We start from the raw sequence: 21,274 nt of genomic DNA, 5'->3' as shown, positions 1-21,274 counted from the left end.
ATGATTAAAGTTAGTCCATTAACTCAAAAGAAAATTCGTCACTTTAAAGAGATCAAACGAGGCTATTGGTCGTTTGTTGCTCTTTCTATCATGTTGATCCTTTCTTTATTCGCCGAACTTTTGATCAACAGTAAAGCGCTAGTCGTCAAGTACGATGGTAGCTACTATTTTCCTGTTGTCAGTGACGTACGTTTAGGTAGCGAATTCGGCCAAGAGTCATCCAGTGAAGCCGATTATCGTGTACTGCAAAAAGCGTTTGAGGCTGAAGGGGGCGACAACTTTGTTATTTTGCCGCTTGTGCCGTGGAACCCATATGAACAAGATTTTAGTGGTGATTTCCCGCCAACAGCACCTAGTGCCGAAAATAAGCATTATTTAGGTACAGATGTGATAGGTCGCGATATTTTGGCGCGACTCGTCTACGGATTCAGAACGGCGATGGGATTTGCGTTGCTTACGATGGCCATTTCCTACGCGATCGGTACTGCAGTCGGTTGTGCTATGGGTTTTTGGGGCGGTAAATTTGACTTGTTTGTACAGCGACTTATCGAAATCTGGTCAATGGTCCCGTTTTTGTACGTCATTATGATTCTTGTCTCAATCGTTCAGCCGACGTTTGCTCTCTTTGTCGCTATTAACGTGCTTTTCACTTGGATGGGTATGACATGGTACATGCGGACCATGACCTATAAAGAAGCGGCACGAGAATATGTAATGGCGGCTCGTGCTTTAGGGGCATCGACTGGACGTATCTTGTTTAATCACATCTTGCCAAATACGATGGTGATGATTGTAACCCTAGCGCCTTTCACTATTGCAGCTAACATCACAGCACTGACTGCTCTCGATTATCTAGGCTTAGGCTTGATGCCACCAACGCCAAGTTGGGGTGAACTACTGCAACAAGGTAAGTCAAACTTAGATTCGCCATGGATTGTTGCGTCAGTAGTGACTTCTATTGTTCTGGTTCTGGTAATGGTGACCTTTATTGGTGAAGCCATTCGAGCGGCTTTCGACCCGAAAAAATTCACACGCTATGTTTAAGCGAGCATTGTGAGCAAAACATAAAAAAGGGAAGTTTTATGAAGAAATTATTTTTAGCGTCCACGCTGAGCGCCCTGAGTTTTGGTGCAATGTCAGCAACGCTTCCGACCGACTTAAACTGGCAAACAAACTGGGATGAGCCTCAATATGGTTCGCCAGAAGCGAAACGTGGAGGGACTTATCGCACCTTTATGTCAAGTTTCCCGCAGACGTTACGTAGTGTTGGTCCAGACGCTAATGCAGGGCTACGTTCTTTTATCTTAGATGAAACACCAGGCTTGGTGGTCCGCCACCCAGATACTTTAGAGTTCATCCCTGAGCTTGCTAACGAGTGGGCGTTAGCAGGTGACAACAAAACGGTCTATTTTAAACTCAACCCTGAAGCCAAATGGTCGGACGGCAAACCTGTGACTGCCGACGATTTCGTGTTCATGCTGAAGTTTTATCGTTCCAAAGACATCTTGGAACCTTGGTACAACGATTACTACAACAAAACGATTGCGGATGTTATCAAGTACGACACTCATACGTTTGCTGTTAAGGCGGCGAAAGAGTTCAATCCGGAAGAATTGCTGTTACGAATGGGGGCTCTGCGCCCACGCCCCGCACATTTTTATGCTAACCCTTCAAAAGATGAAAATGGTGACGGTATACATGACAACTTTGTCCGCTACTACAATTTTAAAAGTGAACCAACGACCAGTGCATACTACCTAGATGACATTAAAAAAGGTAAAAGTGTTACCTTCAAACATGTCGGTGAAGACTGGTGGGGTTACAGCAATAAGTATTATCAACATCGTTATAATGTCGACAAAATCCGCATCACAGTGATTCGCGACAGTGATATCGCGATGAAGCACTTTGAGAAAGGGAAGCTGGACGCATTTGGTCTTGTTTTACCAAGCTTATGGCATGATAAATCGAATACGGAACCTTACCAAAAGGGATACATTCAAAAGTTCTGGGGTTACAACCAATTTCCAGTTGGGGCTGGTGGTGTATGGATGAACACCGCGATGCCTTTGCTGGATGATTTAAACATTCGCAAGGGCATTACTTACGCGATTGACTTTGATGGCATGATAGAGAATGTCATGCGTGGCGACTACTCCCGTAAACCGAACCCGACCGGTTATGGTCATGGTAAATACACCCTACCAGATGCTAAGGCACCGAAGTTTGATCCCGCAAAAGCGGCCGAGGCATTCGAAGCCGCAGGTTTTAACAAAATTGGTTCTGATGGTATTCGTGTTAATGATAAAGGTGAGCGCTTAAGCTTCGAGCTGACCTACGGAACACCTGTTCATACTCCTCGTATTGCATTTTTGCGTGAGCAAGCCAAGCTAGCAGGGCTGGATGTTGAGCTCAAGTTAGTTGATGGCTCATCTATGTTCAAATACGTACGTGAGAAAAAGCACGATTTGGCTTTCTTAGATATGGGTACGTCTGAGATCCCAACGTATTGGGAGTACTTCCATTCAGTCAATGCGAACAAGCCGCAAACTAACTCTTTCACAAACTACAGCACGCCTGAACTGGATGAAAAGATCATCGAGTATCGTTTTGGCATGGATATGGATAAAAAGATCCAGCTAGGTCATGAGATTCAGCGTGACATCATTGATGCTCACGTTATCGTCCCAGGCTACATGGTTCCTTATGTCCGCTATGGTCACTGGCGCTGGTTAAAGTTTCCAGATAAGCCAATGAATCGCATGACAGAGGCGCTGTTCAGTGGTGCAATCATAGGCGATGGCACTTACTGGATTGATAGTGATATCAAAAAAGAAACGAAACAAGCGATGAAGTCAGACAAAGCTTTTGAACCTGTCGTTGTCGTAGATGACACTTATAAGCTGTAAGGATTGGTTATGGAAAACGATGTAATCCTAAGTGTTAAAGATCTCGAAGTTGAATTTACCACCGATGATGGGCCAGTGAAGGTTCTGCATGGTGTGAACTTTGATGTGCGAGCTGGACGTACACTCGGCCTGGTGGGAGAGTCAGGTAGTGGTAAGAGCGTAACCTCAATGTCGATCATGGGGCTATTACCTAAGCCATATGGCAACATCATTAAAGGTGAAGTGAATTATCGCGGCACCAACCTAGTTGATTTGCCTGCGGAAGAGATGTACGCCATGCGTGGCGATCGCATTTCGATCATCTTCCAAGACCCGATGACTGCGCTCAACCCAGTGCACACCATTGGTCGTCAAATATGTGAAGTGCTTGAGCTCCATCGACCTGAGCTCGACAAAAAGGAGCGGGAGGCGTACGCGATTGAGATGCTGGCAAAAGTAAAAATTCCAATGCCAGAGAAGCGATTGAATGAGTATCCCCATAACCTATCTGGTGGTATGCGCCAGCGTGTCATGATCGCGATGGCATTGGCCTGTAAGCCGGATATTCTGATTTGTGATGAACCGACTACAGCGTTGGATGTTACGGTTCAGGCGTCTATCCTTGAACTGATGAACGAGCTTCAGGAAGAAACGGGCATGGCGATGATCTTCATCACTCACGATCTCGGGGTTGTGGCAGAAGTGTGTGATGATGTTGCCGTGATGTATGGCGGACGTATTGTCGAAAAAGCAGAAATTTTTGAGTTGTTTGATAACCCGCAGCACCCATACACAGAGCGTTTGATGGGGTTGATGCCGAGCTTAGATAATGAGCCGAAGCAGATGATCGATATCAAGCCTATTGATGCCAGTATGTTTGCCAGTTAACTGGGCAAAGTGAACCAGTCATAAAAGAGGATGTTATGGCAAAAGAAGTATTAAGAATTGAAAATCTTAAGCAGCACTTTGTTTCTGGTAAAGGGCTGTTCAAGAAAGGCTACACCATCAAAGCGGTAGACGGGGTTTCACTGTCTGTTTCTGAAGGTGAAACACTGGGGCTAGTTGGTGAGTCAGGTTGTGGTAAAAGCACCCTTGGTCGCACGATCTTAAAGTTATACGAGCCAACGGAAGGTAAGATTTTCTTTGAAGGTAAAGACATCACAAAATTGTCTGTGAAAGAGATGCGCTCGCTGCGTAAAGACATGCAAATCGTCTTTCAAGACCCAATGGAGTCACTCAATCAGCGTCATACCATCGGTATGATTCTGGAAGAACCGTTTGTTATTCATAAAATTGGCACGCCAACAGAGCGTAAACAATGGGTAAAAGAGCTTTTAATCAAAGTGGGATTACCAGAAACGGCAGTAAACCGTTATCCACATGAATTTTCAGGCGGACAACGGCAGCGTATCGGTATTGCTCGCGCGATTGCATTGAAGCCTAAACTACTGATTTGTGATGAATCGGTATCTGCGTTAGATGTGTCGGTACAGGCGCAAATCTTGAACCTATTGCTACAACTGCAACAAGAAATGAATTTGGCGATCATATTTATCTCTCATGATCTCTCTGTGGTGAAACATGTCTCTGACAAAGTTGCCGTGATGTATTTTGGTAAAGTGGTAGAAGCAGGCAGCGCTAAAGAAATTTATGCAAACCCGCAAAACGAATACACCAAAAAACTCCTATCTGCGATTCCGATCACTCACCCTAAATATCGGAAGAAAAAGCGCGTAGCTGAAAAAAAGCAGCAAGTGGCGTAAGTGATGCCACAGGTCCTATAACACAAAAACGCTCCGCCAAATAAGCGGAGCGTTTTTATAAGCAAATGCCAGGACTTGGAGTCGATTTACACTGATGTTTATTCTGATTGATTGAAGATCGTTGCATGCTAAACTCAAGGCCTATTTTCTTTGTTTGGATAATGGACCATGCCGTCGAATTTACCGAAATCCTTTAGTCGACCTTTCCTGAGAATCTTCCATATTTTGGAGGCGGTATTATTAGTCTCTATTACCTTGGCGACGTTGTACGCCATGATGCAAGAGTTTGTGCACGTATTTGTAGAGAAGCGTGTCTTACTCACAGATATTCTGTTGATGTTTATCTATCTGGAAGTGCTCGCCATGGTGCAGCAGTTCGTGATGAACGGTAAAATTCCGGTACGCTATCCTATCTACATCGCGATGATGGCGATCGCCCGCTATATCACTCTCGGAATGAAAGAGCTGGATGCAGTTTTGGTTGTGTGGTTATCTCTGGCTGCGTTTATTTTGGCTGCGGCTACTTTGCTGATCAGAATTGGGCACCATTATTGGCCCTACGTTGATAACAGTACCTTGGAAAAAGACGAATAAAAGAAAGCCCCGTATTAGCGGGGCTTTTTTGTTTCAATACTCGATGACTTTTAGATCATTCAATGTTTTGGATCTGCTCACGCATCTGTTCAATTAGAACTTTCAGTTCAACGCCCGATGCGGTGATGTCGGTGCTGATGGATTTCGACGCTAGCGTGTTCGATTCACGGTTGAACTCTTGCATCATGAAATCTAGACGACGACCCACTGCGCCACCTTTTTTCAGAATGTTTGTGGTTTCTTTTACGTGAGAATCAAGACGGTCTAGCTCTTCTGCTACGTCTGATTTCTGTGCCAGAAGGATAAGCTCTTGCTCAACGCGAGATGGGTCTAGCTCTACTTTCGCATCTTCAAATTTAGAGAACAGACGCTCACGTTGCCACTCTAGTATTTCTGGCATGCGTGCGCGCACTTTCACAACTTCTGATGTGATCGCTTCTAGGCGTTGCTCAATCAGCGCCTTCATGTTCTCGCCTTCACGAGCGCGCGCTTCAATAAATTCATCCATTGCGCCATCAAACGCTTCTAGTAGCACTTTATTTACCGCATCCATGTCTTGCTCTGGCGTTTCCATTACCCCCGGCCATTGCATGACTTGAAATGGATTGATTCGGCTCAGTTCACCAGTCATGTGCATGACTTGTTCAGCGGCTTTAATTACCTGGCTAGCAAGCGCTTCATTGATGCTAAGCTCACCTTTTGCGGCAGGGTTTGCTTCAAAACGCAGATTACATTCTACTTTGCCTCGCGCTAAGCGCTTACGAAAGCGCTCACGTAAAACGGGCTCTAACCCGCGAAATTGTTCTGGCATGCGGAAGTATGTTTCTAAATAACGCTGGTTCACGCTGCGGATTTCCCATACCGCAGAGCCCCAATCGCCTTTTACTTCTTTGCGTGCATACGCTGTCATACTGTAAATCATCGAATTTTCCTGTCTTCATTTTTTGAAAATTACTTCAAGAGTGTATCACGCTGCGTCGATAGGTGCGCGGGATGTATGGATTGTTTATGTTGTGCCAGATGCGTAACCTATGAATCCGGAATCTATTCCGTTATAATCTTCGCCCAACCAAATCGTCTTCTCCTCATATTTAAGGTAGATGCCCATGCGTCCAAACGATCGCAAGGCGGATCAAGTTCGCCCTATCAAAATTACTCGTAACTACACAGCTTACGCTGAAGGGTCAGTGCTAGTTGAGTTCGGTAACACCAAAGTGTTGTGTAATGCGACCGTCGAAGAATCTGTGCCACGTTGGCTAAAAGGTCAAGGTAAAGGCTGGGTTACAGCTGAATACGGCATGCTACCTCGAGCAACACATTCTCGTACTCGTCGTGAAGCGGCAAGTGGCAAACAAGGCGGCCGTACGATGGAAATTCAGCGTCTTATCGCGCGAAGCCTACGCGCTGTGGTCGATCTAAAAGCCATGGGTGAGTTCATGATCACCGTTGACTGTGACGTTATCCAAGCAGACGGCGGCACTCGCACTGCATCTATCAGCGGCGCAAGTGTTGCAATGGCCGATGCATTCCAACACCTAGTGGATAGCGGCAAGCTAAAAGCGAATCCAATGAAAGGCCACGTAGCGGCAGTTTCTGTCGGCTTACTAGGCGACGAAGTATTGTGTGATCTTGAATACGTTGAAGATTCAGCGGCAGACACAGACATGAATGTGGTAATGACCGAAGAAGGCAAGATGATTGAAATTCAGGGCACCGCAGAAGGTGAACCGTTCAGTCACGAACAGCTGATGGCATTGCTCGAGTCGGCGAAAGTCGGCATTACGGAAATTGTCGCAGCGCAGAAGGCGGCGTTAGCCAATTGATTTAGATAGCTCCCATTATGGGGGCTATTTTTTTATCTCGACAATAGAGAAATGAATGATTGTCGAGAAGAGACACAAGAAACCAAGGACATAGAGAGAAAATAATGAAAGCATACCAGCGTGAATTTATTGAGTTTGCACTTGAGAAAGAAGTTCTTAAGTTTGGTGAGTTTACTTTGAAATCTGGCCGTAAAAGCCCTTACTTCTTTAACGCTGGTCTTTTCAATACTGGTCGTGACCTAGCGCGTCTTGGTCGTTTTTACGCAGCTGCGCTCGCTGATTCAGGCATTGAGTTTGATGTGCTGTTTGGCCCGGCGTACAAAGGTATCCCAATCGCGACGACAACAGCGGTCGCGCTGGCGGATCACCACGATATCGACACGCCTTACTGCTTCAACCGTAAAGAAGCGAAAGATCACGGCGAAGGCGGTAACCTTGTAGGCTCTGCGCTTGAAGGTCGCATCATGCTAGTGGATGACGTAATCACAGCAGGTACTGCGATTCGTGAATCGATGGAAATCATTCAAGCAAATGGCGCAGACCTTGCTGGTGTGTTGGTTGCGATTGACCGCCAAGAAAAAGGCAAAGGTGAGTTGTCTGCGATCCAAGAAGTGGAGCGTGACTTTGGTTGTGCAATCATCTCAATCGTTAGCCTGACTGACCTTGTGACTTTCCTTGAAGAGAAAGGCACAGACAAAGAGCATCTAGAAGCAGTTAAAGCGTACCGCGCAGAATACGGCATTTAATTGGTTACTTTTTCTGAAAAAGTAAAAAGGGCAGATGGATATTCATCTGCCCTTTTTTGTTTTTGGATTTATCGCCGTGACCACTTACTTATAGCGAATGCCTTTCTCGACATGCTCATCTTGCATGGTTTTATAGCGTTTATGGAGCCACATCCATTGCTCTGGAGCGCGTAGAATGACTTCTTCCACATACTTGTTCATATAAGCGGCAGCGGCGACTTCGTCTTTTTGTGGATAGTCGGCTTCAATGCACTTATCGGCGATGATGTCGTATTTTCCTTCGTCATTGCGAAACCCTGAGCCTGGGATGATCGCACATTTTGAGGTATACGCCAGAATGCTCGTGCCTGTTGTCGTACACGCATCGTCTACGGCAAAGAAGGGCACAAATACTGATTTTTTGCGACCGTAATCGTGATCCGGTAAATAGAACAGACGCTCACCGCTGCGTAAAACACGAATCATCTTTTTTACATCTTTACGATCAATCAGTTTATTGCCGTTATGTGTTCGTCCCCAATACTGGATAAAGTTATAAGCAGGATTATTATGCGGACGAAACGCGCCGTACCCGGCCACGCCTAACACGGCGAAAGCACGCGCAGTGATCTCTAGATTAAGAGCATGGACACAACAAAGTAGGACGCCTTTACCTTCTTTGGCTTTTTCACGCAGTGCGCCGAGATCTTTCTCGACGATCAGGTTTTTAAAGCGCCAAGTCGGCCAGAACCAAGTGATTCCGGTTTCTATCAGTGCCATACCGGTATTTTTGAAGTTCTCTTCAACAATATGTTGAATCTCTTCAGGTGTTTTGTCTGGAAAGGCCAATTCTAAGTTACGCTGAGCAACGTGGACACGCTTTTTACCGTAGCGCATGCCAAGTTTACCGAGTGAACGACCTAATGAAAGCAGCAGCCGATAAGGAAGAATATTGACGAGGATGGCCAACAGACCAAAACCAAGCCATACGCCCCAGTTACGAGGGTGAAGAAGTGAAAGAGAAAACTCGGGCTGCGTGTATTTGTCTTTACTCATAGTCTTTTACTTTATTTGTGCACTTAAAAGCGCCCAGTACTCGTCAAAGTTTGCAGTCGGCTGGTATTTAAAGTCGCTACGCACAAAGCGGTTTAGGCTCCCCTCAACTTGTCCCAGAATTTGCGCAGCTAGGATGCGCTCTTCGACAGGGAAAGACTTCCCTTCACGAATCTTACGTTCACGCAGGATTTGGCGCAATTGTGTTTCTATACGCTCAAAGAGTTGATTGATGCGTTCACGTAGACGTTCATTTTCAAACATTAGAGCATGACCCGACAAAATGCGTGTCAGACCTGGGTTACGTTCAGAGAACGCCAAAATAAGGTGCATCACCATACGAATACGCTCTAGTGTATCTTTTTCGTCGTCTAGAATACGGTTGATGCGTGTCATCAAGGCTTCTTCAATGAACTCAATCAACCCTTCGAACATGCGCGCTTTACTTGGGAAATGACGATACAGCGCGGCTTCTGAAACGCCGACTTGCTTGGCCAGTTTTGCCGTAGTAATGCGTGAAGCGCCATCTGTTGATTCAAGCATTTCTGCCAATGCTTGTAAGATCTCTTCACGACGGTTGGATTTTTTACTGCCGGCCATTAGTTACTTCCTTTCAAAATACAAAGTTGAGCGGAGGGGATTATAAGACGCTATTTCGCCTCAAACTAGACCACTAAGGGTGGAATGGGAGATTTAACACCCTTAGTTGTCATTTTTGTACCAAATTTATGCCAGCTTTTGTAAAAAATTGGCAGGGTTTTCAAACGTTAGTTACATCAATTGATGCATTTTTTCGAGAATTTTAAAGCTCAATGCTTCTTTTGATTCTAAAGCGAGCGCAAGTTCACCTTCAGGCCAGTAAAGGGTAATCGCGTTGTCGTTGCTGTTAAATCCTTGCCCTGCAACCGAAACGTCGTTTGCACAGATCATATTGAGGTTTTTCTTTGTTAACTTGCCTCGAGCATAGGTCTCTACATCATTGGTTTCAGCCGCAAAACCGACGGTAAACGGACGCTTCTCCGTCATTGCTGCCACAGATGCAACAATATCAGGATTTTTAACCATATTAATGACCATTTCGTCGTTGTCTTCTGTCTTTTTCAACTTTTGAGACGCGATCGTTTGTGGGCGGTAGTCGGCAACGGCAGCGCAGCTAATAAAGGCATCATGCTGGTTTGCATGTGTCATAACGGCTTCGTGCATCTCTTGGGCACTGGAAACATTTATGCGCTCAACACCTGCGGGCGTATTTAAACTGACAGGACCGCTCACGAGGGTGACTTTTGCTCCCATCTGCGCTGCGGCGCTCGCCAATGCATAGCCCATTTTCCCGGAGCTATGGTTAGTAATGTAACGCACTGGATCAATCGCTTCGCGAGTTGGTCCGGCGGTAATGAGTATCGACTTACCTTCTAACAATTTTGGTTGAAAGAACTGTTCACATAGATGTACTAGCTGCATTGGTTCCAGCATTCGACCTAGTCCCACATCACCACAGGCTTGCTCTCCTGCCGCAGGGCCCCAGATGTGCATACCACGACGCGCTAACGTAGCGATGTTCTCTTGGGTTGCGATATTGCGATACATCTGTTGATTCATCGCAGGAGAAACAGCAACAGGGGAATCCGTCGCGAGCACGAGCGTAGTAAGTAAATCGTTCCCCATGCCTGCGGACATGCGCGCGATTAAGTCCGCGGTCGCTGGCGCTAATAGCACTAAATCTGCCCATTTGGCCAATTCAATATGGCCCATAGAGGCTTCCGCTGCTGGGTCTAGTAAACTGTCCGAGACAGGACGGCCCGAAACGGCTTGCATGGTTAAAGGGGTAATGAACTCTTTTGCGGCTTTCGTCATTACAACTTGAACTTGCGCTCCTCTCTCTATGAGGCGACGGGTTAGCTCCGCACATTTATACGCGGCAATACCGCCACTGATGCCGAGTAGAATTTTCTTTCCTGCTAGTGTTTGCATGTGAGATCTCCAATTTGATGACCGGATTTTAACACAATTCAAAGTCTGACCGCCCGAGCATATATAACGAGAAGATAATTCACATCAAACTCCAGAGTATTAATCTGACCGAGGAAGGGAAAATTCTCGCCTACCTCACAGACAAGTTGCGCGGAGTTTGCAAGTCTGAAAAGAAAAAGAGGTAGTGGAAACCATGGTGTTGAAAAGTCGAAACAAATTGCTGCTGATAACCCTAATTCCGCTGTTGTTGATCACTACGTTGATCTCAGTGGTGTATTACATCAACAGCAGTAAAAGTTTGGAAGCGGAGCTGGCAAGAGACAGGCAAGAGCTCATCGAAACGAAAAAGAAAGAGTTACAAGCCTACATGATGATGGGCGTGACGGCGATAAAACCGTTATACGACGCGGATGTAAATGGAAGTAATAAAGAGGCAGCAAAAGAAATTTTGAAAGCCATGCGCTTTGAAAGCGATGGCTACTTTTTTGCCTACGACTCTCAAGGTGTGAATACGTTGCACGCCATCAAACCTGCATTAGAGGGTAAAAACCTTTACGACTTAAAAGATGAAAATGGGGTCGCAGTTATTGCGGGCTTGATTGACGCTTCTCAAAAAGGGGATGGGTTCCTCTATTTCTCGTGGCACAAACCGACCATTGACGCACAAGCGCCTAAGTTGGGCTATGCAGAATATCTATCGAAATGGGACTGGGTTTTAGGTACTGGCGTTTATATTGATGACATCGACCAGCAAGTTGCGATGCACAGAGAGTTAAAGACTCAAGAGCTAAAAGAGCATACATTATCTGCCGTGTTGATTTCCGTTATTGGATTGATCATTACCAGTGTTCTCACCAGTATCGTGGTGTCTAAAGGCATTCAGCCATTACAACATGTCGCGGCTTCATTAAAAGATGTTGCCGCAGGCGGCGGTGACTTAACGGCTCGTTTAAAAGTCGAAAGTCAGGATGAAGTCGGTGAAGTGGCGGCCGCGTTTAATGAGTTTATGGATAAGCTGCACCCACTGATGCAGGACATTCATCGCTCTGCGACGACAGTACAGACCGTTTCTCAAAGCCTGAACACTCAGACCAGCCAAGCGAGCGGTCAAATGCAGGATCACTGTTTAGAGACGGACAAAGTCGTGACGGCAGTGACGCAAATGAGCATGACTGCCAAAGAAGTAGCCAGCAATACCAATGCGACCGCGCAGGCAATTGACGATGCCAACAGTCAAGTCACCGCCGCTCAGCATGAGGTCGAGCAAGCAATAGAAGGCATTACCGAACTCGTGACGGAGATAGACAGCACGTCAGATGCAATTTCTGAGTTGAGTTTACAGACCGAAAAAATAACCAAAGTGCTGGATGTGATTGGCGAGATAGCCGAGCAAACGAATTTGTTGGCCCTAAATGCGGCGATTGAAGCGGCTAGAGCCGGTGAGCAAGGTCGAGGGTTTGCCGTCGTTGCGGATGAAGTGCGCTCGTTAGCCAGTCGTACGCAAAATAGTACTCATGAAATTGGCGACATGCTCAAGCAGCTACAAAATGGTGTATCAAGAGCGGTCAGTACGATGTCGGTGAGCCAAAAACGAGGTGTCAAAACGGCGGAAGAATCTGCGCTCATTCAGCAATCTCTTTCTGGTGTTCATCATTCTATCGGAACAATTCGAGATATGGGTATTCAAACCGCGTCTGCCGCAGAAGAACAAAGTGCGGTTGCAGAAGACATCAACCAAAACTTAGTGGCTATTCAACAGATCGTGAACAACATTAATGAGACGTTGCAGCATGCCGAGTCAATCAGCACGCAGCTATCACAGTCTGGAACGGAAATTCACGGCTTGGTTGGCAACTTTAAACTCTGATGAACTGTTAAGTTGCATGGAAAGCACTAATGGTACGAAGAAAGCGAAAGTCATACTCGACTTTCGCTTTTTGTTTTGTGGAATAGGGACACTTTCCATATAAAGAGACATCAGATGATACTGAAAGCTTTGCCAAATGAGTCCATGCCCAGGGAGAAGCTACTGCAACGAGGGCCGCAAGCTTTGACCGATGCCGAACTGCTGGCCATCTTCTTGCGCACAGGCACCCGCGGAATGAACGTGATTGAGCTTGCAGACTTCCTTATTCAAGACTTTGGTTCGCTCAGACAACTATTTTCAGCATCAGAAGAAGAGTTTTGTCGTCACAAAGGATTAGGGCAAGCCAAGTATGTTCAGTTGCAAGCGGTACTAGAAATGACACAACGTTACTTGGCGGAGACGCTAAAGCGTGGTGATGCCTTAACCAGCCCCGACCAAACTAAGTTATATCTGTCTTCTATTTTAAGGGATCGGCAAAGAGAGGCTTTTTATATTCTTTTTCTCGATAACCAGCACCGAGTGATAAAAGACGAAATTTTATTTGAAGGAACGTTGGATGCAGCGTCGGTGTATCCGAGAGAAGTCGTCAAGCGTGCTCTGCATCATAACGCGGCGGCTTTGATTCTAGCGCACAATCATCCTTCAGGCGTCGCTGAGCCGAGCCAAGCTGACAGAAGGATTACAAGGCGTCTCATCGACGCATTAGCATTGGTGGATATTCGTATTTTGGACCATTTCGTCATCGGAGATGGGGAAAGTGTCTCTTTTGCTGAAAGAGGCTGGATATAACTGTGCGTTTTTTAGGTTGTTAGTTGCTAAAAATCTGCTATCATCCACGCCACTAAATTTTTAACTGAATTCAGCTTGGACTGCTAAAAAAATCTGCTGTCTAAAAAAAGATCACGAAAACCTGTAAAAAGGATCTGTTCGGGTCTTGAGCAATGCATATCAAGTTAGTATAATGCGCGACCTTTGATAGCCTTGTATGGATTTTCCATAGCGGTTCTTAACCTCTAACTTCTTTTCGAGAGATAGAGAGGTTCGGCCACCAAGGTTGATATCGAGCTGAAACGATTTTGGAGAAGACATTCATGTCACGAGTATGCCAAGTAACTGGTAAGCGTCCAGTAACGGGTAACAACCGTTCACACGCACGAAATGCTACTAAGCGTCGTTTTCTGCCGAACCTACAAACTCATCGTTTCTGGGTAGAGAGCGAAAAACGTTTTGTTAAACTACGTCTATCTGCTAAAGGTATGCGCATCATCGACAAGAAAGGTATTGATACTGTTCTTGCAGACATGCGTGCACGTGGCGAAAACGTTTAAGAGGAAATAAGCAATGGCAAAGAAAGGCGTTCGTGAGAAAATCCGTCTAGTATCTTCTGCAGGTACAGGCCACTTCTACACAACTGATAAGAACAAGCGTAACATGCCAGGCAAATTTGAGATCAAAAAGTTTGATCCAGTAGTTCGCCAGCACGTTATGTACAAAGAAGCAAAAATCAAATAATTGGTTTCAGTCTCTTTGATGAATTGAAAAACCCAACTTTCGAGTTGGGTTTTTTATTACCTGAATAAAAGTGCTGAAGATAAAGTGTTCAGTACGTCATCGGATTATAAAGTACTGCTGAAGTTATTTTACTGGTCCGACTCTATACTCGAATTTTTGATTGATCGCTCTCTGCCGCTTAGTCACCACTCCCTACTCACTTGCACACCGTTGTTCTAGTCAAGCTCAATACTCTTTGGTAATTTACTCATAACGATAAGAGAGTAGAGATGGTTATGCGTGTGAGTCCGGCTCGTCGCCGCCGATGGAACAATATTCTTATTCTGGGCATTATCGCGTTTATAGTGATCTTAAATGCGCCGATGTGGATCAAAACTTACCTATTAACAGACCAAGCAGACCCTTACCCAAATGTACTTCGCTCCGACTATACGGTGGAGTCTTTGTACTATAGTGGCTGGGAGTTCGAGCTGCATGATGGACGGTGGCAATCCAACATCAAAGTTGATGCACCGATCAGTGAGCTTGTATCACGCTGGCAATCATTGGAAGGGACCGAGCTTACCTCAGAACAGTACGACCATTTAAAGCCTAACCTAGCGGTACCTGAAACGGTAGAAGTCTGGTATCAGGATCTCGAAGAGCCGCAGCGGGTGACTTTCTTTCGTTTACCTGATTTTTGGCTATTTAAAACCTGGCAAGACAAATGGGTCGCTATCTCCGTTGATGAAAACTACCTTATGCCAGAGTAAAGCCTTTTTGCGTCTATACCCCTAATAAGCTTCCCTATTTATCGTTTTTCTTTTCGATTATGCTAGCAGCGAGAACTATTAGCCGGTGAATTGGAGAATCTAATGCCTGAGTTGCCAGAAGTTGAAGTCAGTCGTATGGGGATTAGCCCCCACATGGTTGGACAAACGATCCAGTCGTTTACTTTTCGAACGCCTAAATTGCGCTGGGATATTCCTACAGAGCTTAAAAAATTGGAAGGGCAGGTGATCCGTGCGATTAGCCGTCGTGCGAAATACTTACTGATCGAGACAAACACAGGTACAGCCATTGTTCACTTGGGCATGTCGGGGTCTTTACGTGTCCTAGATGCCGACTTTCCGCCAGCAAAGCACGATCATGTGGATCTCAAACTAAGCAGTGGAAAAATACTGCGTTATAACGATCCGCGTCGTTTTGGGGCATGGTTATGGTGTGCTCCTGGCGAGTCACATGCTGTACTAGCAAACATGGGGCCTGAACCATTAACTAAAGAGTTCAATGCGGAATATGTAGCGGAGAAAGCTAAAAATAAGCGTGTTGCCGTCAAGCAGTTCATCATGGACAACAAAGTCGTGGTTGGTGTCGGGAACATCTACGCGAATGAGTCGTTGTTTAAATCTCGAATTCACCCTTCAAGGCCCGCAGGTAAGCTTACTTCTCAAGAGTGGGGGGTACTTGTTGAAAATATCAAAATGACACTTGAGATTGCCATTACGCAAGGTGGGACTACGCTGAAAGACTTTGCGCAAGCCGATGGAAAGCCGGGTTACTTCGCACAAGAGTTATTAGTTTACGGAAAAGCCGGAGAGCCATGCCCAGCATGCGGCGAACGACTTCAAGAGCTAAAAATAGGGCAGCGTAATACCTTCTTTTGTAGTGAGTGTCAGAAGTAAGACGAGCTAATATCGAGCTTAAGTTGTTGTAATCTTGCGTTCGAGCCTCAATAATTCAATCAGTTTCGAATAACTTAGTAAATTATATGAAAGTCATTTATCCGGGCACTTTTGATCCAGTGACTAATGGTCACCTCAATCTAATAGAACGTACTCACGAAATGTTTGATGAGGTTGTGATTGGCGTAGCCGCAAGCCCATCGAAGAACACTATGTTTTCATTGGAAGAGCGCGTTGCACTGATGCAGGACGTTGTAGCGCATTTACCTGGTGTGACGGTAAAGGGGTTCTCCGGGTTACTAGTGGATTTCGCGAGAAATGAGAAAGCTAAGGTTCTTATTCGTGGTTTACGAACAACGGTAGACTTTGAATACGAGTTTGGACTGACCAACATGTACCGAAAGCTATTACCAGGAATCGAGAGCGTATTTTTAACTCCTGAAGAAGAGTTTGCGTTTTTATCGTCGACTATCGTGAGAGAAGTAGCGATTCATGGCGGAAGTATCGAACAATTCGTTCCCAAGCCAGTAGCCATCGCGATTGGGGAAAAACTCGATGAAAGACAGTAAGTTCCCTTATTATTTCTCAAACGCTCTCTCGATACTTATCCCTCGCTTTGTATATCGAGCACAAGCCAAGCGTTTACTTTCGAATCTGACCGAAGCAGAGCAGCAACGCTGTATTGAGCGGGTGAACTATTACAATAAGTGTGAAACGCCGTTTTCAGTTGATAGCCGAGAACAAAGTTACTCGACCATCGATACATTCAAAAAAACGAAAGGCTGGACGTATTTTTTCGATCTTCGCCAAGTTGTACGCTATTTCCCTTCCAGTTTTGCGTTTAACTACATCAACGGCGATGTTACACACATCCCCAATGTACCGAGCTTTATAAAAAGCCGCCCTATTTTTGGTAACAACCAAAATTCAGTGGTGTTGAAACTTAATCAAGTTCGTCATTTTAAATTTATTGATGATCCTGTTCGCTATCAAGATAAAAAGGACATGGTAGCGTGGCGCGGCGTGGGTTTTCAGCCGCATCGTAAAAAGGTGATTCATGCGTTTTACAACCATCCGCAATGCAATATTGGCCAGACCCGCCCGGTAGAAGGGAAACCATGGGAAAAGGGCTTTATGAGTATTGAAGAGCAACTGCAGTATAAGTTTTTGCTCTGTATAGAAGGCAATGATGTGGCCACCAACCTTAAGTGGGCTATGTCGTCTAACTCCTTGGTTATTATGTCAAAGCCAAAATATGAGACTTGGTTTATGGAAGGTAAGTTAGAGGCAGGCGTCCACTATGTTGAAGTGAAGGATGACTATTCGGATTTACCCGAAAAGATGGATTATTACCTAGCGAATGAGCAAGAAGCATTAGCGATCATTGAAAATGCGCACCAGTGGGTTGAGCAGTTCAAAGATAAACGTAAAGAGCGTTTGATCTCATTGATGGTTGCCGATAAGTACTTCGCTTTATCTCAGCAACAATAAAAAAGGGGCGAAACGCCCCTTTTTTATAATCTTAAGCTTCTAGAAATTGATCAACACCATTCTCACAGCGTTTAAGCTTGTTTTTAATGGTGTTCTCTAAAATCTCATCATTTTGTCCGAGTGACGCACGAGAGTTTTCTACGTGGTACAAGTGGTAGCCTACACCTGCGAATTTTAGGTAAAGACGTGACTTACCCGCATTCAACATGCGATGAACAAACTCGCTGTCTTCGCGTCCCCATCCAACAAAATCTTGGTTGAAGCCATTCACCTCGATGACATCTTGTCGCCAAAATGCCATGTTGCAACCGCGAGTGGCTTTATCGTTATTCCGCTCGTAAGAGAACCATTTCGATAGCAAGGCGTTGGTGATGCAGTTTTTACGATTGCGAATGCCTTTGCTGAAAATGGAAGGCGCTAAGTCGTTTTCCATGATGGCCTTGCTGCAGCTTTCATCCGTTAACACACGTCCACCCTGCACAAACCAATTTGGTTTTGCGACTTGCTTATGTGATTCAATAAACGTTTGGGACAGCACCATGTCGCCATCAATCATGATGAGGTAGTCACCTGATGCTTTGGCGATCGCACGGTTGCGGCTCATTGAAAGCTGAAAGCCATTATCCTCGTGCCAACTATGAATCAGTGGAACCGGAAAACCTTCACGCATTTGGTCAACCATTGCTTTGGTATCGTCTCGAGAGCCATCATCTGCAACAATTACTTCGTCAGGCAAAACGGTTTGACGTTTCACGCTTTCTAACACCGCTTTTAATGCTTCTTTCCAGTTGTAAGTGGTGATAATTAAAGTCGTTTTCATGATTTTTTTGCCTGTTCACGTAAGTAGAGATCGATATATTTTACAAAAGTAGAGTGCATGCTTAGCCAAGCTAGAATGAAGCCATGCTTGCCATCAAGGAAGCCTCGTTTGAGAACATACATCTTCAAAAAGCTAGCAAGAGCGTGAACGATAGCGGTCGTTAAACCCGCTTTCTTTTTACCTTCACGTTCATCCGTCCAGGCCTTGAGGTAGCCAGTGGTTTTATTGATGTAATGATGAAGGTGCTCGTAAGTGTAGTGATGCAGTCGACCATCCAGGTTTTCAGTTTGATAGTTTTTCTCATCAACTTTTTCATGAACGAGCGAATCATTATATTGTGTATATTCGGTGCGATATAAGCGCACAATCCAGTCTGGAGACCAACCAGAATGGTAGATGAACTTACCAAACGCTGAGCTTAGTCGATTAAGTTTGTATAAAACGTTCGGCTTATTGGCTGATACCGCGTGTAAGATACTTTCTTTTAGCTCTGGAGTGACTTGTTCGTCCGCATCAAGCCACAAAACGTAGTCTGCCGTAACGTATTGCTGCGCCAGTTGGCGCTGTTTACCGAATCCTGGCCAATCTAGGTTGGTGTAAAACTTATCTGTGTATTGTCGGGCGATTTCTTCAGTGCGATCAGTGCTGCCCGAGTCTAGAAGGACAATCTCATCGACCCAATCTTTTACTGTGTCTAGACAAGCTTGTAAGTGCTTCTCTTCATTTTTTACAATTAAGGCAACGGCTAAGGTTGGTTTGGACAAGGTCATTTCCTTCTTAACAAATCAAGACAGTAAGTTTACTGGTATTGAGGATACAAATCTTCTAAGACTTGATCGAACATGCTCATTACTTGAGTGTTGGTAATGCGGTTCATTGCCGTTTCATCTTTAGCGCGAGTTCGCCAGCTTAACTCGTGACTATTTTTGCCTGTTTCCGCAAAGATTGTTTCTTCATAAACCGAGACAACGTATTTTAGGTAGCGGTAAGGTCCCACTCGCAGCGGGTTATGGTGTGCATAGAGCCCGATGATTGGCGTTTTCATGGCATTTGCCATGTGTGCTGGTCCGGTATCGGGGGCGATGACCATTTCAACCTTATCTATTAACGCAAGCATTTGCAGAATTGAGCTTTGTCCAACTAAATTTAGACACGGTTCTTCCAAGCGAGATTGAATGGCCTCTGCCAGGTCCAATTCTACCTGAGCAGGGCTGCCTGCCAGAATCACGTTCCAGCCTTTTGCTCTGGCGTGATGAATCACATCCACATAACCTTCCGCGTTCCAGTTTTTATAAGCTTTGCTCGCACCAGGCACAATCAGCAGGTTAGGTTTACTACGAGAAATATGAGACTCTGCCCAAGCTTGGTCGTGGTCTGAATAAGAAAGTACCCAGTCTAGTCCTGCCTTTGGTACCCCAATTTGATGGGCAAAGGCCATTAAGCCATCTGCGACATGCAGAGATTGCGGGGAAGGCACTTTGACATTGGTAAATAGTGTTTGAAAGTCCTGGCTTCTATCAGAAGAGAAACCAAGTTTGTATTTTGCTTTAATGCCCAACGTTGCGACACTCGCTCGAATCGCGTACTGCATATGCAATAGCGCATCAAACTCTCTGCCTTTCAGCTGTCGCCAAAGTGATTTGTAGCCATCAAGTCCCGCTTTTTTATCAAAAACAATCACTTCTACACCATCGATGGCGGCTAATAACTGGGCTTCAAGTTTACCCGTTATCCAAGTAATCTGGGTCGAAGGCCAGTGTTTCTGAATAGCTTGAATTGTGGCGATAGTATTGCAAACGTCTCCGATAGCGGACAAACGCAAGACGCATAGTGACGATGGGGCAGAAGTGAACATAATTATTGTCTGATTCGATGAATAGAGGCAGGTAAATTATGCAGACATCCCCAATAAATGTAAAATACACGGCTCGAATATAGCTAAGTACTGATAAGTGTTCTGCAATGTCAAAGACAACACCACATCAATCGCAAGAATCTGGCAAGCCGGGTAACACCGGGCTAAAGCGCATCGTTAAAGCGACGGGTTATTCGATCCAAGGATTAAAAGCGGCTTTTAAGCATGAAGCTGCCATTCGACAAGAGTTGGCTCTGTTGAGTATTGCTGTGATTTTGGCTTGGCTAGTGGATGTCGGCATGGTTGAGCGTATCTTAATGATCGGGGTCGTGGTATTAGTTTTGATTGTAGAGCTTGTAAACTCAGCGATTGAGGCGGTAGTGGATCGTATCGGTATTGAACGGCATGAACTCAGTGGTCGAGCTAAAGATATAGGCTCTGCTGCCGTTATGGTTGCTTTGGCGTTTGCCGCATTTACTTGGTTGTATATATTAGCCAGCCGGTATTTAGGCTAGAGGGTGAGCGTATGACTCGACAGTATAAAAACAACAACCAAGTGATCTGGTTTGATGACGAGATCATTACAGACCCTAGCCAACCGATATTTGATGAGGAATACTGGCAGTCCTCCGACAAGGTGGTTGGCAGTGCGACGGGGCGAGGCACGACATGGTTTATCCAACTAGAGAACATGCAAGCGGCACTACGTCATTACCGTCGTGGCGGTTTGTTTGGGAAGTTAGTTAACGATCATTATTGGTTCTCTGGCTGGGATAACACCCGTTGTGCGCAAGAGTTTCAGCTTTTGTTGGCGCTAATTGAGGCTGGGGTGCACGTTCCTCGTCCTATTGCAGCAAGAGCCGTAAAGTCAGGACTCTTCTATCAAGCTGATTTATTAAGTGAGCGAATCCCAAACGCCAGAGATCTGGTTAGTATCTTGCAAGAACAGTCTTTATCGGTAGAAATGTATCAGAAAATAGGGCAAGAAATTGCCAAGATGCATCAGGTTGGCGTTAACCATACTGATTTGAATATCCACAATATCTTGATCGACGACAAAGATAAGGTATGGATTATCGATTTTGATAAGTGTCGTTTTGAAACTTCTGGTGACTGGAAGCATCAAAATCTAAATAGACTTCTGCGTTCATTTAATAAAGAGCGTTTAAAGCGACAGATTATTTGGCAAGAATCCGATTTTGAACATTTTCAGGACGGTTATGCTTCTCAATCTTAATTGAGTTTTTT

At 45.2% G+C, this 21,274-nt stretch carries 24 protein-coding genes; 17 read left to right on the top strand and 7 right to left on the bottom strand.

What is annotated here, in order from left to right; translation table 11 throughout:
* The 5 genes from R7M72_RS07740 to R7M72_RS07720 all read left to right on the top strand — a co-directional run bounded on the left by R7M72_RS07740 (nucleotide 1) and on the right by R7M72_RS07720 (nucleotide 5,245).
* Nucleotides 1–1,044, top strand: coding sequence for an ABC transporter permease (locus tag R7M72_RS07740; RefSeq protein ID WP_005379369.1), 1,044 nt, complete (start codon nucleotides 1–3; stop codon nucleotides 1,042–1,044).
* 38 nt (nucleotides 1,045–1,082) lie between these two features.
* Entirely contained in the window at nucleotides 1,083–2,909 is a 1,827-nt protein-coding gene (locus R7M72_RS07735) for an extracellular solute-binding protein (RefSeq protein WP_064368906.1), read from the top strand.
* A gap of 9 nt (nucleotides 2,910–2,918) precedes the next feature.
* Entirely contained in the window at nucleotides 2,919–3,776 is an 858-nt protein-coding gene (locus tag R7M72_RS07730) for an ABC transporter ATP-binding protein (protein ID WP_080960121.1), read from the top strand.
* Between the two features lie 35 nt (nucleotides 3,777–3,811).
* The gene (locus R7M72_RS07725) at nucleotides 3,812–4,651 is read left to right on the top strand and encodes an ABC transporter ATP-binding protein (protein ID WP_005379372.1); all 840 of its coding nucleotides are present in this window, start codon (nucleotides 3,812–3,814) and stop codon (nucleotides 4,649–4,651) included.
* A 168-nt stretch (nucleotides 4,652–4,819) separates the two neighbouring features.
* Nucleotides 4,820–5,245 (top strand): phosphate-starvation-inducible protein PsiE, encoded by a 426-nt coding sequence (locus tag R7M72_RS07720; RefSeq protein WP_136976541.1) that lies wholly within the window; start codon nucleotides 4,820–4,822, stop codon nucleotides 5,243–5,245.
* 55 nt (nucleotides 5,246–5,300) lie between these two features.
* On the opposite strand, the gene R7M72_RS07715 is transcribed toward R7M72_RS07720, so the two are convergent.
* On the bottom strand, nucleotides 5,301–6,167 hold the full coding sequence (locus R7M72_RS07715) for a YicC/YloC family endoribonuclease (protein WP_005384776.1): 867 nt from the start codon (nucleotides 6,165–6,167) through the stop codon (nucleotides 5,301–5,303).
* Nucleotides 6,168–6,351: 184 nt separating this feature from the next.
* Here R7M72_RS07715 and rph point away from each other — a divergent pair, with 184 nt between their 5' ends.
* On the top strand, nucleotides 6,352–7,068 hold the full coding sequence (gene rph / locus R7M72_RS07710; RefSeq protein ID WP_031780917.1) for a ribonuclease PH: 717 nt from the start codon (nucleotides 6,352–6,354) through the stop codon (nucleotides 7,066–7,068).
* A 104-nt stretch (nucleotides 7,069–7,172) separates the two neighbouring features.
* Entirely contained in the window at nucleotides 7,173–7,814 is a 642-nt protein-coding gene (pyrE, locus tag R7M72_RS07705; RefSeq protein ID WP_005379384.1) for an orotate phosphoribosyltransferase, read from the top strand.
* An 84-nt stretch (nucleotides 7,815–7,898) separates the two neighbouring features.
* On the opposite strand, the gene R7M72_RS07700 is transcribed toward pyrE, so the two are convergent.
* From R7M72_RS07700 to coaBC, 3 genes are all read right to left on the bottom strand, one after another.
* On the bottom strand, nucleotides 7,899–8,849 hold the full coding sequence (locus tag R7M72_RS07700) for a Kdo(2)-lipid IV(A) acyltransferase (protein ID WP_033905948.1): 951 nt from the start codon (nucleotides 8,847–8,849) through the stop codon (nucleotides 7,899–7,901).
* A gap of 6 nt (nucleotides 8,850–8,855) precedes the next feature.
* Nucleotides 8,856–9,446 carry a nucleoid occlusion factor SlmA gene (gene slmA, locus R7M72_RS07695; protein WP_005379386.1) on the bottom strand — a complete coding sequence of 197 codons (591 nt, stop codon included), beginning with the start codon at nucleotides 9,444–9,446 and terminating at the stop codon, nucleotides 8,856–8,858.
* Nucleotides 9,447–9,617: 171 nt separating this feature from the next.
* A complete protein-coding gene (coaBC, locus tag R7M72_RS07690) occupies nucleotides 9,618–10,817 on the bottom strand; it encodes a bifunctional phosphopantothenoylcysteine decarboxylase/phosphopantothenate--cysteine ligase CoaBC (protein WP_053303394.1) in 1,200 nt (399 codons plus the stop codon).
* Nucleotides 10,818–11,010: 193 nt separating this feature from the next.
* Here coaBC and R7M72_RS07685 point away from each other — a divergent pair, with 193 nt between their 5' ends.
* From R7M72_RS07685 to R7M72_RS07650, 8 genes are all read left to right on the top strand, one after another.
* Nucleotides 11,011–12,684, top strand: a complete 1,674-nt coding sequence (locus R7M72_RS07685) for a methyl-accepting chemotaxis protein (RefSeq protein WP_017820706.1) — start codon at nucleotides 11,011–11,013, stop codon at nucleotides 12,682–12,684.
* Nucleotides 12,685–12,798: 114 nt separating this feature from the next.
* Complete coding sequence (gene radC, locus R7M72_RS07680; RefSeq protein ID WP_017820707.1) at nucleotides 12,799–13,473, top strand: RadC family protein; 675 nt, start codon at nucleotides 12,799–12,801, stop codon at nucleotides 13,471–13,473.
* Nucleotides 13,474–13,775: 302 nt separating this feature from the next.
* Nucleotides 13,776–14,012: a 50S ribosomal protein L28 gene (gene rpmB / locus R7M72_RS07675; RefSeq protein WP_005384783.1), complete on the top strand. Its 237-nt coding sequence runs from the start codon at nucleotides 13,776–13,778 to the stop codon at nucleotides 14,010–14,012.
* A gap of 13 nt (nucleotides 14,013–14,025) precedes the next feature.
* Nucleotides 14,026–14,196: a 50S ribosomal protein L33 gene (rpmG, locus tag R7M72_RS07670; RefSeq protein WP_004410866.1), complete on the top strand. Its 171-nt coding sequence runs from the start codon at nucleotides 14,026–14,028 to the stop codon at nucleotides 14,194–14,196.
* Nucleotides 14,197–14,471: 275 nt separating this feature from the next.
* On the top strand, nucleotides 14,472–14,948 hold the full coding sequence (locus tag R7M72_RS07665) for a hypothetical protein (protein WP_025998646.1): 477 nt from the start codon (nucleotides 14,472–14,474) through the stop codon (nucleotides 14,946–14,948).
* Nucleotides 14,949–15,050: 102 nt separating this feature from the next.
* The gene (mutM, locus tag R7M72_RS07660) at nucleotides 15,051–15,860 is read left to right on the top strand and encodes a bifunctional DNA-formamidopyrimidine glycosylase/DNA-(apurinic or apyrimidinic site) lyase (protein WP_053303393.1); all 810 of its coding nucleotides are present in this window, start codon (nucleotides 15,051–15,053) and stop codon (nucleotides 15,858–15,860) included.
* A gap of 86 nt (nucleotides 15,861–15,946) precedes the next feature.
* Nucleotides 15,947–16,429, top strand: coding sequence for a pantetheine-phosphate adenylyltransferase (coaD, locus tag R7M72_RS07655; RefSeq protein WP_053303392.1), 483 nt, complete (start codon nucleotides 15,947–15,949; stop codon nucleotides 16,427–16,429).
* A complete protein-coding gene (locus R7M72_RS07650) occupies nucleotides 16,416–17,351 on the top strand; it encodes a glycosyl transferase family 90 (RefSeq protein ID WP_053303391.1) in 936 nt (311 codons plus the stop codon). The genes coaD and R7M72_RS07650 overlap by 14 nt, the downstream gene beginning before the upstream one ends.
* Before the next feature lie 31 nt (nucleotides 17,352–17,382).
* On the opposite strand, the gene R7M72_RS07645 is transcribed toward R7M72_RS07650, so the two are convergent.
* The 3 genes from R7M72_RS07645 to R7M72_RS07635 are packed head-to-tail and all read right to left on the bottom strand — an operon-like array spanning nucleotide 17,383 to nucleotide 20,026.
* Nucleotides 17,383–18,171, bottom strand: a complete 789-nt coding sequence (locus R7M72_RS07645; RefSeq protein WP_053303390.1) for a glycosyltransferase family 2 protein — start codon at nucleotides 18,169–18,171, stop codon at nucleotides 17,383–17,385.
* Nucleotides 18,168–18,935, bottom strand: coding sequence for a glycosyltransferase family 2 protein (locus tag R7M72_RS07640; RefSeq protein WP_053303441.1), 768 nt, complete (start codon nucleotides 18,933–18,935; stop codon nucleotides 18,168–18,170). The genes R7M72_RS07645 and R7M72_RS07640 overlap by 4 nt, the downstream gene beginning before the upstream one ends.
* A gap of 35 nt (nucleotides 18,936–18,970) precedes the next feature.
* Nucleotides 18,971–20,026 carry a glycosyltransferase family 9 protein gene (locus R7M72_RS07635; protein WP_053303389.1) on the bottom strand — a complete coding sequence of 352 codons (1,056 nt, stop codon included), beginning with the start codon at nucleotides 20,024–20,026 and terminating at the stop codon, nucleotides 18,971–18,973.
* A gap of 107 nt (nucleotides 20,027–20,133) precedes the next feature.
* Here R7M72_RS07635 and R7M72_RS07630 point away from each other — a divergent pair, with 107 nt between their 5' ends.
* Complete coding sequence (locus R7M72_RS07630) at nucleotides 20,134–20,541, top strand: diacylglycerol kinase (RefSeq protein WP_005395798.1); 408 nt, start codon at nucleotides 20,134–20,136, stop codon at nucleotides 20,539–20,541.
* A gap of 11 nt (nucleotides 20,542–20,552) precedes the next feature.
* Nucleotides 20,553–21,263 (top strand): 3-deoxy-D-manno-octulosonic acid kinase, encoded by a 711-nt coding sequence (locus R7M72_RS07625; protein ID WP_053303388.1) that lies wholly within the window; start codon nucleotides 20,553–20,555, stop codon nucleotides 21,261–21,263.
* Nucleotides 21,264–21,274 lie beyond the last annotated feature (11 nt).

The sequence above is a fragment of the Vibrio sp. YT-18 genome (assembly GCF_033337345.1).
GTDB classification, from domain to species: Bacteria; Pseudomonadota; Gammaproteobacteria; order Enterobacterales; family Vibrionaceae; genus Vibrio; species Vibrio alginolyticus.
The sequence above is the reverse complement of the archived record's forward strand: the minus strand, read 5'-3'. Positions and strand labels throughout refer to the sequence as shown.